Here is a 14,974-nt window from a genome sequence, read left to right on the forward strand (position 1 = left end):
GGCCCTCCTAAATTTTATTTCCTATATAGTGTGTACTAATATCTAGGAAATAAACATTTAATCTAATTCTGTTAGATTTTTAAAATATCTAGAAGGCATATAGCTTTTTTGAAGTCGTGGATTATTTCTTTCCACAATATTCACAGAAGAATAGAAAGTTTTCCACAGGTTTTCATAGTTTTTATCAAAGCTATTGTGGAAAAAATAATTTCCTTGCTCTTTAGAAAAATCGGTAATAATACCTTGTGACATATTATAAATAATTGCTAATTCCCTTTTGGTATCATGGATAATAAAGTTTTGATTTCTAAACCTATTAACAAAATGATTAATTATGAGGGGAAGTATATTGTGATCAGGAGAAATCATAGAATAGTAGTGATTTTCTCCTATAGCCTTAAATCTCACAAAGCCAGTAAAACGGTGAGCTTCAAGGGATACCCGACGACGATATTTATCAACATCAATAATAATATCGTTATTTTTAGCTAGTGAAATTTCAGCACCATATTTAAAGGCTAATTTTAAGTATTTAAATATTAAGGTAGGAATTTCGTCGCCGTCAGCTAGATGAAGATAATATACATTTGTTAAGATCTTTTTACCTAGTTTATCATTAATTGAGTTATAGACCTTTAATGCTTTTGTTTCTTCTGTATTTATATAGAACTCCATATTTAAGAAATTAGGTTTATAGGTATCTTTTATATATAATTTTATATCTTTTTCTTTCATGTAAAATCCATGATATATTGCTGTTAATAATCCATAAAATGAACCGTCATATAATAATACTTTCATTAAAATTCTCCTGTTATTGATGTATTGCCATCAGTTAGTAAGTTGTAGTTATCATTAAAAAAGGAAAGTTGAGTTATAACTTCATTTTCAATAATATTTAAATCTTTTTTAGGTGCTAAGGCTAAAGTAATGTAATCTTCTCTAAACTTTATATCTCCGTAATATTTACCGTTACATGTTATAAAATATTGTGCTCTTTTTAATGATATTCCCATTTTTTTTAGGTCAAAAAAGCTTAATTTACTAAGTCGCCTAGCACTAATAATTTTCCTAGCGCCACGAATACCGATGCCTGGAACTTTTATTAATATGTTATATGGAACTTTATTTATTTCTACAGGAAACATATCTAAGTTGTTTATAGCCCAAAAAGTTTTAGGATCAAAATTTATATCAAAATTAGGAGTTTTTTTATTTAGCAGTTCCGCAGAAGAAAATCCGTAATAGCGAAGAAGCCAATCAGCTTGATATAATCGATGTTCTCGTATTGTAGGAGGTGTTTTTATATCAGGAAGATTGCTATCAGAATTAACAGGGATATATGCTGAATAATAAACTCTTTTTAACTTATATTTATTATATAAGTTCTCTGATAAAGATAATATTTTAAGGTCACTGTCTTTGGTAGCACCTACTATTAATTGAGTACTTTGACCTCCAGGAACAAAAAGTGGTGCCTTTTTAAATAACTTTCTTTCTTCAGTATTTTCTATGATAGAATTTTTGATATTTTTCATAGGAGTGAAAATATCATATTTTTCTTTGTCAGGAGCTAATAGTTTTAAAGATTCATTAGAGGGTAATTCTATATTTACACTCATTCTATCAGCAAAAGTTCCTGCTTTTTTTATAAGGTCATCATCAGCTCCAGGAATTGCTTTTAGATGTATATAACCGTTGAAATGTTCCACAACACGTAATTTTTCTACTATTTTTGTTAAGAGTTCCATAGTATGATTAGGACTTTTTATTATAGCTGAACTTAAAAATAATCCTTCAATATAGTTTCTTTTATAAAAATTTATTGTGAGATCTACTATTTCATCTACAGTAAAAGCTGCCCTGGGAACATCATTTGAATTTCTATTTATACAATATGCACAATCATATATGCAATAGTTGCTTAATAATATTTTAAGTAGGGAAACACAACGACCATCAGGAGTATAACTATGGCATATACCATTAATGGAGCTATTGCCAATTCCATTTTTAGTGTTTTGTCTATTAGATCCTGAAGAAGAGCAAGATACATCATATTTCGCTGCTCCAGATAAAATTTTTAACTTTTCATTTATATTCATAAAAATCACCATGTTTATTATAGCAAACATGTGTTCGTATTTAAATACATAAATTCATTTTCAGATAGATAAATAAAGTTAAAACTAATAAATGGGATAAAATATTAGATAATTAATGATAATGTAAAATAGTTAGAAATATATATAAAATATAGCTGAAAGTGAAGAAATATAAGCTTAAGAAACTTTTTAATGTTATGGTACACTAAAGGTAATAATGTGAAATAAAAGTTAAAATATGAAATGGAGTTGAATTTATCGATGGAAGGCACCGTGGAAGATGGTCAGTACCAGCCCAAAAATAAGTGGTATATAAGGCAAGTTAAACAATATAATAGATTATTAAGAAAGTTACTTGTAGATGATTTTTCTAGAGAGGCTTTAGATAAGATATTTAAGGATACTTTAGAAGAATTTAAATATATATTACCAACAATACCTTGTGTTGATCAAAAAGAGAATCCTAATACGCAAAAACTTGTAATAGCAGCTTATTTTTTAACTTTGTACAAGTTTATGAAAGAGCAAGGGGTAACACCAGTAGAGATGGGGAAAATAGTTTATGATGTAACAGTAATGAAGATTACTAGAATCCCTAAAATTTTAAGGTGGGCAAAAAGAAAAAATTTCTTCTCAGAAAAGAATATTGAGATACTACAAAAGTTAGGAATATACAGTAAAAGTAGTAGAAATAATGATGAGTTCGTTTTTGATGTAAAAATTAAAGATGAAGGAGAACTTTGTGTAACTTATAGATGTTGTCCTATTATTAAATATTATATGGAGAACGGTGGAGAAGAATTAGCACCATATGTATGTACTTTAGATATAGCTATAGGTAAAGTTTTAGGTACAGGAGTTAAAGTTAGCAAAACTATAGGATGGGGTAATAGTTACTGTGATTTTTCATATAAAGAAGGAAGAGAAGTAAATCATTACGATTTTAATAAAGTTGGATAGATAAAAAAGGCTGGTGACGGCCTTTTTGTATATGAATTATTAGTGATAATATTTAGTAGTGTGTAGAATAAAAGTGATTATTAACTATAAGGAATATAAATATGTTTATATTTATGTTTAAATATGATATATATTTTTTTATTAACAATTAGGAAGAAAATAAGTGAAAAACTAAGTAAAACTGTGATGTAACAAATTGTGTGAGTACATCACAGTTTTTTTGTAAATAAACGGAATTGATAAAAAGAGAAAAATAGATAATAATAATTTCATGAAATGCAATAAATTACCTATATTTATTTATATGTTAATGATGATATAGCATTATAAAAAAGGAGGAATATGATGTCAAGAAAAATATCAGATGAAAGAAGGAAGAGGATTTTAAAAGAATATGAAAGTGGAGAGAAAAACAAATCATATATAGCTAGAAAATATGATGTATCAGCAAGTTTTGTATCAAAATTAACAGTGGTATCTAAAAAATGATGTATAATATTAAAAAAGGAGGTTAAATATGGGAAGGATATCGATAATTACTAAAAGTGAAAATAATCGAGTGCCTCTATGTCATGGTATGATGATGGTTTCGTTTGTTAAGCAAATAATAGATGCTGTTGATAAAACAATGAAAGAAAATTTATTTTACTATGAAGGAAAAAATAACAAGAAAGTTAAAGACATAAATACAGCATTATATTTAGCTAATTATGACAGAGGTGAAGAAGAATATAGCGTTCATGGAGATGTGATTATAAATTTAAGCTTTTATAATGAGGAAATGTTTTATTATCTATATAATGGTGCATTAAAAGTAAAACAGTTAGAGTACAAAGGATACATTTTTAATGTAAAAAAAGTTAATGTTAATGTAGAAAATAAGATACAAGGTAAAGGAGTAGTTTTTAAAACCTTATCTCCAATAGTTATTAAGAATAAAGAAGGTATGTATCTTGATGTAAGTGATTCATCATATATAGAAAGCTTGAATTATATAGCAGATATAACGTTAAAAAACATAAGAGGATATGGTCTTAAGGAACCATTGAAATTTACTCCGTTGAATTATAAAAAAGTCGTAGTGAAAGAAAAGATAAGCAAATTTAAGGAACGTGATTTTTATTATATAAATGCATATAAGGGATCATTTTTTTTGCAAGGAAATGTAGAGGATTTAAATGCTTTATATAAAACTGGTATAGGATACAGAAGAACAGAAAATTCAGGTATGGTAAGTGTTTTACAATAGGAGGTGATTAGTTATAGATAAATATGTTAGATATTATATTTCTGGAGATATTGTTAGAGATGTAGGAATTATATTTTTTTCTGATGTATTAGAGAAAATAGAGAATAGTTATAATATAAGTATCGATAAGAGATTAGAGAGAAATTATCTTGAATTTAAGTATGTAGATCCTAAAATAATTTCTAATTACATAATAGATACATTAATTTTTGAAGTTTTTAAAAATATGAAGATGGATAGGTTAGAAATAGTATTGGGAGATGACGTTAATAATATAAATAGTGAGAACTTTCTATCAAAAGTTGAGAAGGCTCAATGTAAAGAAAAAGATAAAAAAGAATTAATTAAATCATTTGAAAATAGACGAATACCATACGTAAGAAATAGCGGTAAATACGGACTTAATACCAGTTTAAAAAATATGAAAGATAATATAGAAACACTAACAAAGATTATTATTGAAAGTAATATTAGTATTTCAGAAAACGATTTAGTTGAATATAAGCCTACTGATGATATTTGCAGTGTATGTAATATAAATAAAACTACAAAATTAGATATTAATCTAAAAGAAAGGATTGATTCAAAATATAACTTTCTATTTAGAGGTGCTGAGAAATCAGGATTTAAGAATAATGGTACAAGTTCTAGTGCTATATGTTTTGAGTGCGAATTCTTTAATCTTATGTGTTTGTTTTATATAAGTTTAAAAAGACCAGTAGCATTTGCTTATACTAATAACTTAAAAGAAATGAAATTTGCTAATTATAAGATTATGTTAGATAGAAAACTTTCAAATGATAAAGGGTTCTATAAAAAGTTAGTTCAAGATAATATATCATCTTTAAAAATTTATGACTTTAATATAGATACTAATAAAGGGATAATACTAAATTTTAATTCTATTGTTGATTATAAGGCTTTGCTTAAAAGTATAGAACTTATTGATAGTGTAGATAAATATATATTTTCTAGAGAGTCGGCTACAATGAAAAGAATTGCTAAGACTATGATAAAAAATAATGCTCTAATAAGCTTAAAAGAATTATTGTTGAGTAACATAATTGTGATAAAAGAAGGAAATGGAACTAGAGATATTGATAAATTTAGTACGTATAACAATATTAATGAGTATTTGTATTGTCTATATATTGTTTATGGGAAGGAAGCGAATAAGTTGTTTAAAAGTAATTCTATATATAGTAAAGCTGGATCAAGAATGTCAGTACACATGGATGAAACTAGAAGAAAAAATTTTGTTTTTAAGATTTTACAAATGCTAAAGACTAATGACAGAGATGGTATACTTCAGACTATAATGCATACTTTAGCAGCATATAATGTACCAATAGAAAAAGGATTTGTAGAAGGAATAATGAAGTCAGAAGAAATTGAGTTAAATACAAATATAGGATTGTTTTTACAAGAATTAATGAAAGAGGGAAAAAAGAATGAGTAAAAGAATAAAAGGAATAACATTAACTATACTTACAGAGAGTCCAGTACCACTTTCCTATGATCAGGGGTATGGAAATTATACTCCAATGAAAAAGGAACAATATAAGAATAAGCTTCATGCTAAGACAAGCATTGGAACTTTCACATATGAATTAAGAAAAAGTCTTCATCAAAACTATAACTGGAAGTTAAGTGATATTGTTTTGAATAAATCAAAAGACGGAAAGATAAGTAATTTGTATGCGCATAGTGAAGGAATAGAAAGTGCAGATGAATATGGATTAGAATCAGATGTATTTGGGTACTTTGTTCCAACTAAGGGCAAAGGGTCATTAACGAAGGTATCACCGCTTAGAATAATTCCTTTTAGATCCTTAAATCCTTATAATAGTACAACTCAATTGGTTACTAATAGAGGCTTTTTAGAAGAGGGATTAGGAAGAAAGTATTATGATTCAAATGGAGAAGAAATAGTAAGAGATGATAAGTTCCCAAGTACACAAGCTTTAGCGGTAGAAGAAGTTATGGCTGATTACTATGTATACACAGTAACATTAGAGTTAGATAGAATTGGAGTTGTTGAGGTTCAGGATGGAAAGTTATTAGCACCAGATGATAGAAAATATATGCCTAAGGAAGTAAGAGAAAAAGCTGCAAAGGATATAATGGATGCACTAACTATACTTACAAGAAATATAAAACATACATCGGTTTTATTAAAGCCTTTAGCTGTAATGGGAGGAGCATTTGATAAGGTAGTTCCATATTTTTGGGATGATATGAATTATATTTCTGACTTAAATGCAGTTAGTTTAGATAGTGTAATAAATACTATAGACGGATATAAGCTTAATAGTGATGAATATATAGTTGCTTTTGACAATAGAATAAAGACAATAAATAAAAGCGACAATATAGTAATTAGTAATTCTCCAATTAAAGAAATAAAGAAGTTAGCAGATAGAATTGAAGTTAGAGATGATAATATGTGGTATTTGAAAGGTTAGAGGGAGAAATATGAGCAAAAAAGCATTAAGAATTAGAGTTAAGCAACCAACAGCTCATTATAGAGATCATAAGGTTTCTCAAAATGAATATATAGATACCTTAGAATTACCACCTAAAACTACAATAATGGGTATGTTGACTTATTTATGTGATAGAAGATTAAAATCACCAATAGATATTGCTGTAATTGGGTTTTATAAGTCAAAGGAAATAGAGTTTTCTAGAGGAGAGAGAATTTCATTTTGGGATGATTATAGGAAGTTTAAGAAAAAGGTAGAAAATAGGTTAAGTGATGGAGAATATTATGATTATTATAAAAGTGAATTAGCTGAAAATAGTATATTAAATTATGAGGTTCTTAAAGATGTACAATTAACCATATATATATCTACAGAAAGTAATGAAGAATTTCAGATTATAAAGAATAGCTTAGAAAGTCCAAGTAAGTATATGAATATAGGAAGAAAAGAAGATTTCATAATTCCAATAGTTAAAGGTGTTTTTGTTGAAGAAGTGTATCTTGAAGAAAAATATATAAGTGAAACGAAAGAAGCTATTAAAGAACAATTAAAAATTATGAATAGCTATATAAAAGTAGACTTAAAAGATAGTTCAAATGATATATTATCTAAAGGTGCATTATATGCTTTGCCAAGCACATATAAAGACTTGGAAGCTGATAAAGTCGACAGAAAATTTATATTTAGTCATTATATATACGTAGATAAAGAAGGTATATATCCTAAAAATATAACTGTAAATATATATGATGATGGTAAGAAAAAAGAAGTTTTCACATGGCTTTAGGAGGGGGATTATGAGAAAAGTACTAGCGAAATCTGAAGACGTTAAGAATAATAGAAAGCAACAAGGATTAGTTGAGCATATAGGTGATTTGTTAGAAGTTTTAGCAGTTATGTATAAGTCAGGACTTTATGAAAACTATGATAAAGAAATAATGAATCTTATTTGTATTTGTCACGACTTGGGAAAGATAAATTCTGTAATGCAAAATAAATTGTATGGTAATGAAGAAGAAAATAATATAACTAGACATAATGTTTTATCAGGAGCTATGTTGTTTATGGTGTTAGAAAACATTAACATACAGTGTAATGAAAAATTAATTATATATAAAGCTATAATATTGCACCATGGCAAATATGAAGATTATATTAGATTAAGTAAAACTCGAGTTCAGGAAGAAATATATCAGTATATTGAAAAAGATATATTAGAAAGTAATGAGTATAATTTGAAAGAAGTAGAAGAGTTTATTTCAGAAAATTTGAAGATTAATTTTAAGTTTGACAAAGAAAAATTAGATTATGATTATTTATATACTTTAGGTGATGAAATTGATGGGGAAGAAGAAAAAATAAAATATATTAAGTATAAAGGGTTATTAAATTTAACAGATCATATTGCGTCTAGTGGAGAGAAGAATTTTAGATTTTATAATGATATAAGTGATAATGATATAGATAAGTTAATTAAGAATAATATTGCTTCAAGAAGTGGGATCAGTTACAAAGATATAAGTTTTACAACACTGCAAGAAAATTTGAGGAAGTTGAAAGATGAGAATGTATTAACAGTTGCATTTACTGGAGCTGGAAAAACTGTTTCAGATTATAGAAAAAGTTTTAAAAGAAAGTTTTTTTTAGTTCCAAATAAAATTTCAGCAGAAAGTTTTTATAGAGAAAGTATATTTAAAGATGATGACTATATAGGATTACTTCATGGTGATATTAATTTATACTCAGTAAGCAATAATGATTCAGATGAAATCAAATTAACGATGAGAGATATAAATCTAAGTAAGAATTTTTGTAAGCCATATGTGATAGCTACAGTAGATCAATTATTATTAGCTATGTTTAAGTTCCCAGGGTATGAGAAAGTTTTTGCAGCACTAGAAGGGGCATCAATAACGGTAGATGAAGTACATTTATTAGACCCTAGAATGTTTTTAATATTATTATATTTTATAGAATTTAGTTGTAAATGGTTAAATGTAAAATTTCACTTAATGACAGCTACATTACCTAAATCATATAAAGATGAAATGGTTAAAAAAAATATATCATTTTCTAATGAAAGTGGGAAAATTAAATTTGTTGAGAGTAATGAGGTAGAAGAGTTTTCAGAAGGAAAAAATGTTAGAGTTGAGTTTATTAAAGAAAATAGAGTTGAAGATATAGTATATAAATCTATTGAAGATGGTAAAAAGGTATTGATAGTAAAAAATACTATTGATGAAGTAAATAAAACATATGAATTGTTAAAAAAGAAGTATCATGATAAAGAAATTGGGGTATTACATAGTAGATTTAAGTTCGAAGATAAAAAAGTAAAATATAATAATATACTAAATGGTAAAGGGGATATATGGATAGCTACACAATCTGTAGAGGTATCGTTAGATTTAGACTTCAATGTAATAATAACAGATTTAGCACCTATGGATTCATTAATACAAAGAATGGGTAGATGTAATAGGCACAATAAGTATTCATTAGGTGAATTTTATATATTACCTAATAAAAAAGATGTTTATGAAGATAAGCTTAAAGAAATAACTAAGAAGATACTTATAAATAGGCTAAAGAAACAGATTATTTTTGATATGGAAACTAGAAAAGTTATTTTAGATGAATATTATGATAATGATAGTATTAAAAAATACTTTTCAGAAGAATTTAAAGTTTGTAATGATAGTATAAAAGATATATATGGAATAATTACAGATAATTTTACTGGAACTGATTTAATGTTTAAATTTGAACCATATAAAAATATAGTAGATAATAAGAAAAAGGCTTCGAAGTTATTTAGGGATATAGATATTACGTATAAAGTTATATTAGCAAAAGATTTTGCAAGTACAAGTAATAGAAAAGATGTACAACTTAAATCTATACAAATATCAAAGGGGATTTTTAACAAGTTATATGGTATGAATCTTGTAGAGAGAGTAGAGGGATATTTTCTAATAAAAGATAGTGATAAATATAAATATACAGAAGATGAAGGATTAATATTGCAGTAAATCATATTTTAGTATAAACATTAGAAAACTATTGGTATCATTGACTTTGAGGATGGTTAAGAGCAATTGAGATATTTCCTACTAAAGGTTTACTGCAAAAATAAGATTTTTACTAATTACTTTTTATGATGAAACCTAGTAAAATAGCTACTTTAAGGTAATATGTAAATAGGGGGTTTTTTATTAACTATAAGGAATTTAAATAAGTTTTGACATTGCTTGTTGGAATTCCATATTAGCGTTTTTTATTAACTATAAGGAATTTAAATTTAAAGTAATTTGCATTACCTAAAGCACTATCTTGTGTTTTTTATTAACTATAAGGAATTTAAATAAACTTGTTAAATATTTAATCATGTAATAATACATGTGTTTTTTATTAACTATAAGGAATTTAAATACTTTCTCCATTATTCAAAGTTATTTCTGAAACACTGTTTTTTATTAACTATAAGGAATTTAAATCACTAAAAAGAAATGCATTAACAATAAATATATCAGTTTTTTATTAACTATAAGGAATTTAAATATTAGGCACTATACTTTTATTTTCCATAATTTCCTCGTTTTTTATTAACTATAAGGAATTTAAATTGCTTCTTTTATTCCATCTATACCAGCTTTAAAGAAGTTTTTTATTAACTATAAGGAATTTAAATACTGAACAAAGTGCGGCGGCTATGGAAGCGTTAGGACGTTTTTTATTAACTATAAGGAATTTAAATAAGGATTATAAATTAAAATTTATATTTTGGAAAGCAGTTTTTTATTAACTATAAGGAATTTAAATACTAACTTAACTGTAAAAGACGCCATAGCATGGATAGTTTTTTATTAACTATAAGGAATTTAAATCTAGAATGTGTATGTGTTTTACTACCGCCTGTTTTCGTTTTTTATTAACTATAAGGAATTTAAATTGTATTATTAAACGATATGGCTGATTCTAATAGTGTAGTTTTTTATTAACTATAAGGAATTTAAATTCGTATAATTCATTTAAACTATCTACTAAGTATATAAGTTTTTTATTAACTATAAGGAATTTAAATATATTATTATCACCTTCGTTTACAATAGCAAGTAATTGTTTTTTATTAACTATAAGGAATTTAAATATATCTAATATTGCTTTTCGACCTTTTCTATCTTGTGTTTTTTATTAACTATAAGGAATTTAAATTTTGTGTTGTTGTTAAGCATGTTTAAAAAGTTCATCGTTTTTTATTAACTATAAGGAATTTAAATATGAGAATAATATAGATGGTCTAAAAGTTGCTGGAGCGTTTTTTATTAACTATAAGGAATTTAAATTTCTCTTAAATTAGCTGTCATTACTATTTCTGTTTTGTTTTTTATTAACTATAAGGAATTTAAATAGAATTAGAAAGGCTTTACTTGCAGATGCAAGAAATGGTTTTTTATTAACTATAAGGAATTTAAATTTTACAGTTCTAAAAGCTGAGGGCAAATCACACAGAGTTTTTTATTAACTATAAGGAATTTAAATAAAGATATGGGTGGTATGGGATTAAGATTTATAGCTACGTTTTTTATTAACTATAAGGAATTTAAATTGTATAGAAAGTGGAACATCTAAAAAGATAGATTTAGTTTTTTATTAACTATAAGGAATTTAAATAAAACACAAACCACTGAGTTAGAATTTAAGGCATATGTTTTTTATTAACTATAAGGAATTTAAATCATGATTATTTAGGCACATACCACAAAAGAAGATTTGTTTTTTATTAACTATAAGGAATTTAAATACTACTACACTTATAATTATATATTATTAATAAGTATAATCATTTTTGGGGAACACTACTATATTATAAATTAATATAGGCGGTGCAATATGAAGAAGAATAAAATAGAAAAGTATAGTAAGGAATTGATAAAACAAGTTTTTAAGTGGCTTATTCTAAGCATAATTATGGGAATCGCCATTGGAATAGTAGTAGGGGCTTTTGATAGAATATTAGGTTTTGCTAATAAATTTAGAAAGAAGAATCAGTGGTTAATATATTTTTTGCCTATTGCAGGAGTAATAATTAGTTTTATATATGTTAGAGTAAAAAGAAATGCGTATTCAGGAGAAAATTTGCTAAAGTCAGAAGTACAAAGTGCTGCAAAAGATATTCCTATATATATGATCCCTGTAAGTTTTATAGGGTCATTAGCAACAACTTTTTTTGGAGGATCAGCAGGTAAAGATAGTGCTGGTGTGGCTATGGCAGGAACCTTTGGAGATTTTTTGGCTAGAAGATTAAAGCTAAATGATGGTGAACAAAGAACTTTAGTAATTAGTGGAGTTGGTGCTGCTTTTGGGGTATTATATGACACACCATTTGCTGGAGCACTTTTGGGTATGGAGTTAGTACTTAAAGGTAATTTTCATTATGAATCATTAATACCAGCTTTTTTTACTAGCGTAATTTCTAGTGAAGTGTCAAAATTAGTCGGTGTAAAACCAATAGAATATCCGCAATTAGATTTAGGAAAATTAACATGTCTTCTTATAGTAAAACTTATAATTCTTGGACTGCTTTTTGGATTAGTAGGAATGTTTTTTAACTTTGTTGTTGATAATAGTTCTAAGATTTATGGATTAGTAGTTAAAAACCCAATGATAAAAGGTTTCCTAGGTGGAATTATAACAATAGTACTCACTTTAATATTAGGAAAAAACTATAATGGATTAGGTCAATCTATTATAAATGATGCCTTTTCTACGCAGTCTCATATGTTACATTTCTTTTGGAAGACAATATTTACTGCAGTAGCATTAGGTTCTGTTTTTCAAGGTGGACGTGTAAATCCTACATTCTTTGTAGGGGCAACTTTTGGTAGTGCAATATCTAGTTTTTTTGGATTACCTTTAGCATCTGTAGCTGCATTAGGAATGATAGGCGTATTTTGTGGATCACATGCGTTACCAATAACAGCAGTAGCTATGGCTATAGAGTATTTTGGTAGCGGAGAGGTTTTAGCAATTATTATAGTTATGACGGTAACTTATATTGTATCAGGATTTTATGATATTTTAACTAAAAGAGAGTTAACAAAAGAAAAGAGTACATTATTTGAAGCTGCTGGAGGAAAGAATTAGTATTTAGGAAAATTTTAAATATATTTATATAACTTTTTGAAAAATATAGATAATTATATAATATTATGATATTATATTGTATATTAGCAATGGAGCTCATAAGATAAGTTCTATTGCTTATTTTTATATAACAATTTACAAATGAAGATTGCAGTAGCATAAGAGGGGGAATTCAAAATGGTCAAGAGCAGAAATATTTTATCAATAATTGCATTAGTAGCTATAACAATAATTACATTCATATTAATGCATTAGTATATAGATTATAAAAAAAGACGTTGAAGTTTACTTCAACGTCTTTTTGGTCGGGGTGACAGGTCTCGAACCTGCGACCTCATGGTCCCAAACCACGCACTCTACCATCTGAGCCACACCCCGAGGCACGAGACTTATTATATATGCAAATGTGACAAAAAGCAAGAAAAATTTCAAAAACAGTGAAAAGGTATATGTATAAGGTCACAGGGCACAAGGCACAGGTATAGATGAAATTCTTGCAGAATTTCTGAAATTTTAAGTGCTTAGTTGAATGTTATAAGTTAGACTATGGTTCTTCTTACACTATTATCTCTTCACTACCAAAAAGGAACTGAGGCACAATGCATATTTATTGTGCGACAGTTCCATTCATTTTAATTATTATTTAGCTAGGAATGATTCACCAACTTTAAATATATCTCCAGCTCCTACAGTGATAAATAAATCACCATCTTCAAGAGTTTTTTCTAGATATGATTCTATTTCATCAAAACTATGAATATTAATAGCATTTACACCTCTAGCTTTTATTGCATCGCAAAGCATTTGAGATGAAACTATACCAGTATCTTTTTCTCTAGCAGCATAAATATCAGCTAAAATTAGTTCGTCAACTTCATCAAATACTTCTGAAAATTCTTTAAATAAGCTCTTAGTTCTAGTGTAAGTGTGAGGTTGGAACGCTATAACTAACTTTTTATGAGGAAAGTTTTTAGCAGCTGCTAAAGTTGCTTTTATTTCTGTTGGATGATGAGCATAATCATCAATAACAGTTATACCATTCTTTTTACCTTTATATTCAAAACGTCTATTAGTACCATGGAAACTTTCAAGACCAGCTTTAATATTTTCATAAGGTATTCCCATAGCTATAGAACCAGCTATTGTTGAAAGAGCGTTTAAGATATTGTGTCTTCCTGGTACTTTTAATGTAATAGAAAGAATTTTTTCATTTTTATATGTTACATCAAAAGACCCACGACTTCTTTCATCAAAAATAATATTTTCAGCTTTTACATCACCGGAATTAATACCAAAAGATATTACATTACAATCTACAGTAGATGCAACTTCCATAACTTTTTTATCTTCAGCATTAGCAATTAAGTATCCGTCTTTTGGAATTATATGAGCGAATTTCTTGAACGCTTCTTCTATTTGATTTATATCTTTGTAATAGTCTAGATGATCAGCATCAATATTTAATATTACGCCTATTGTAGGAAAGAAAGATAAGAATGATTCTTTATATTCACAAGCTTCTGTTAAGAAGAAGTCAGATTTACCGCAACGAACGTAACCATCGATAATATCAAGTTTTCCTCCAACTAATATAGTAGGATCTAATTCTGCTGATAAAAGTACGTGTGAATACATTGAAGTAGTAGTAGTTTTACCATGAGTACCAGATACAGCAATATTATGATGGAAGTCTTTCATGATTTCACCAAGGAATTGTGCTCTATTAAATAAAGGCACGTTTAGTTTACGAGCAGCTATAAGCTCTTCGTTATCTTCACTAATAGCAGCAGTATAAACTACAGCACCTACATTATTTAGATTTTCTTTCTTTTGACCTATATAGATGGTTGCTCCAATATTTTTTAAATGTTCTGTTATAGGAGATGCATTCATATCTGAACCAGAAACTTTATAGCCTCTATGAAGTAAAATTTCTGCTAATCCACTCATCGAAACCCCACCGATACCTATAAAGTGAATATTATGGTCTTTATTTATATTTAATGACAAAACTGTCGCCTCCTTAA

11 protein-coding genes, 1 tRNA gene and 1 CRISPR repeat array are annotated in these 14,974 nt (G+C 27.1%); of the genes, 8 read left to right on the forward strand and 4 right to left on the reverse strand.

The window, feature by feature from the left end; translation table 11 throughout:
- Positions 1 to 57 precede the first annotated feature (57 nt).
- Together KQI30_RS04735 and KQI30_RS04740 are read right to left on the reverse strand one after the other, a co-directional pair.
- Positions 58 to 801, reverse strand: coding sequence for a TIGR03915 family putative DNA repair protein (locus KQI30_RS04735; protein ID WP_216462098.1), 744 nt, complete (start codon positions 799 to 801; stop codon positions 58 to 60).
- Positions 801 to 2,105, reverse strand: a complete 1,305-nt coding sequence (locus KQI30_RS04740) for a putative DNA modification/repair radical SAM protein (RefSeq protein WP_216462099.1) — start codon at positions 2,103 to 2,105, stop codon at positions 801 to 803. The genes KQI30_RS04735 and KQI30_RS04740 overlap by 1 nt, the downstream gene beginning before the upstream one ends.
- Positions 2,106 to 2,366: 261 nt before the next feature.
- On the opposite strand from KQI30_RS04740, the gene KQI30_RS04745 reads away from it, so the two are divergent.
- The 8 genes from KQI30_RS04745 to KQI30_RS04780 all read left to right on the forward strand — a co-directional run bounded on the left by KQI30_RS04745 (position 2,367) and on the right by KQI30_RS04780 (position 12,947).
- Positions 2,367 to 3,065: an L-2-amino-thiazoline-4-carboxylic acid hydrolase gene (locus KQI30_RS04745; protein ID WP_216462100.1), complete on the forward strand. Its 699-nt coding sequence runs from the start codon at positions 2,367 to 2,369 to the stop codon at positions 3,063 to 3,065.
- Positions 3,066 to 3,410: 345 nt separating this feature from the next.
- A complete protein-coding gene (locus tag KQI30_RS04750; RefSeq protein ID WP_216462101.1) occupies positions 3,411 to 3,554 on the forward strand; it encodes a hypothetical protein in 144 nt (47 codons plus the stop codon).
- 28 nt (positions 3,555 to 3,582) lie between these two features.
- Positions 3,583 to 4,314, forward strand: coding sequence for a CRISPR-associated endoribonuclease Cas6 (gene cas6 / locus KQI30_RS04755; RefSeq protein WP_216462102.1), 732 nt, complete (start codon positions 3,583 to 3,585; stop codon positions 4,312 to 4,314).
- 226 nt (positions 4,315 to 4,540) lie between these two features.
- Positions 4,541 to 5,773, forward strand: a complete 1,233-nt coding sequence (locus KQI30_RS04760) for a hypothetical protein (protein ID WP_253287385.1) — start codon at positions 4,541 to 4,543, stop codon at positions 5,771 to 5,773.
- Entirely contained in the window at positions 5,766 to 6,779 is a 1,014-nt protein-coding gene (locus tag KQI30_RS04765; protein WP_216462103.1) for a type I-B CRISPR-associated protein Cas7/Cst2/DevR, read from the forward strand. The genes KQI30_RS04760 and KQI30_RS04765 overlap by 8 nt, the downstream gene beginning before the upstream one ends.
- Positions 6,780 to 6,789: 10 nt before the next feature.
- Positions 6,790 to 7,587: a CRISPR-associated protein Cas5 gene (gene cas5, locus KQI30_RS04770; protein WP_216462104.1), complete on the forward strand. Its 798-nt coding sequence runs from the start codon at positions 6,790 to 6,792 to the stop codon at positions 7,585 to 7,587.
- 10 nt (positions 7,588 to 7,597) lie between these two features.
- Complete coding sequence (gene cas3 / locus KQI30_RS04775; RefSeq protein WP_253287386.1) at positions 7,598 to 9,832, forward strand: CRISPR-associated helicase Cas3'; 2,235 nt, start codon at positions 7,598 to 7,600, stop codon at positions 9,830 to 9,832.
- Between the two features lie 175 nt (positions 9,833 to 10,007).
- Positions 10,008 to 11,604: a CRISPR direct-repeat array (repeat unit 29 nt; unit sequence GTTTTTTATTAACTATAAGGAATTTAAAT).
- 89 nt (positions 11,605 to 11,693) lie between these two features.
- A complete protein-coding gene (locus KQI30_RS04780) occupies positions 11,694 to 12,947 on the forward strand; it encodes a chloride channel protein (protein WP_216462105.1) in 1,254 nt (417 codons plus the stop codon).
- A 302-nt stretch (positions 12,948 to 13,249) separates the two neighbouring features.
- On the opposite strand, the gene KQI30_RS04785 is transcribed toward KQI30_RS04780, so the two are convergent.
- Positions 13,250 to 13,325, reverse strand: a tRNA-Pro gene (locus KQI30_RS04785).
- Between the two features lie 261 nt (positions 13,326 to 13,586).
- Positions 13,587 to 14,957, reverse strand: a complete 1,371-nt coding sequence (murC, locus tag KQI30_RS04790; RefSeq protein WP_216462106.1) for a UDP-N-acetylmuramate--L-alanine ligase — start codon at positions 14,955 to 14,957, stop codon at positions 13,587 to 13,589.
- Positions 14,958 to 14,974: the final 17 nt, after the last annotated feature.

The organism is Clostridium bornimense, from assembly GCF_018917145.1.
Taxonomy (GTDB): Bacteria; Bacillota; Clostridia; order Clostridiales; family Clostridiaceae; genus Clostridium_AN; species Clostridium_AN bornimense_A.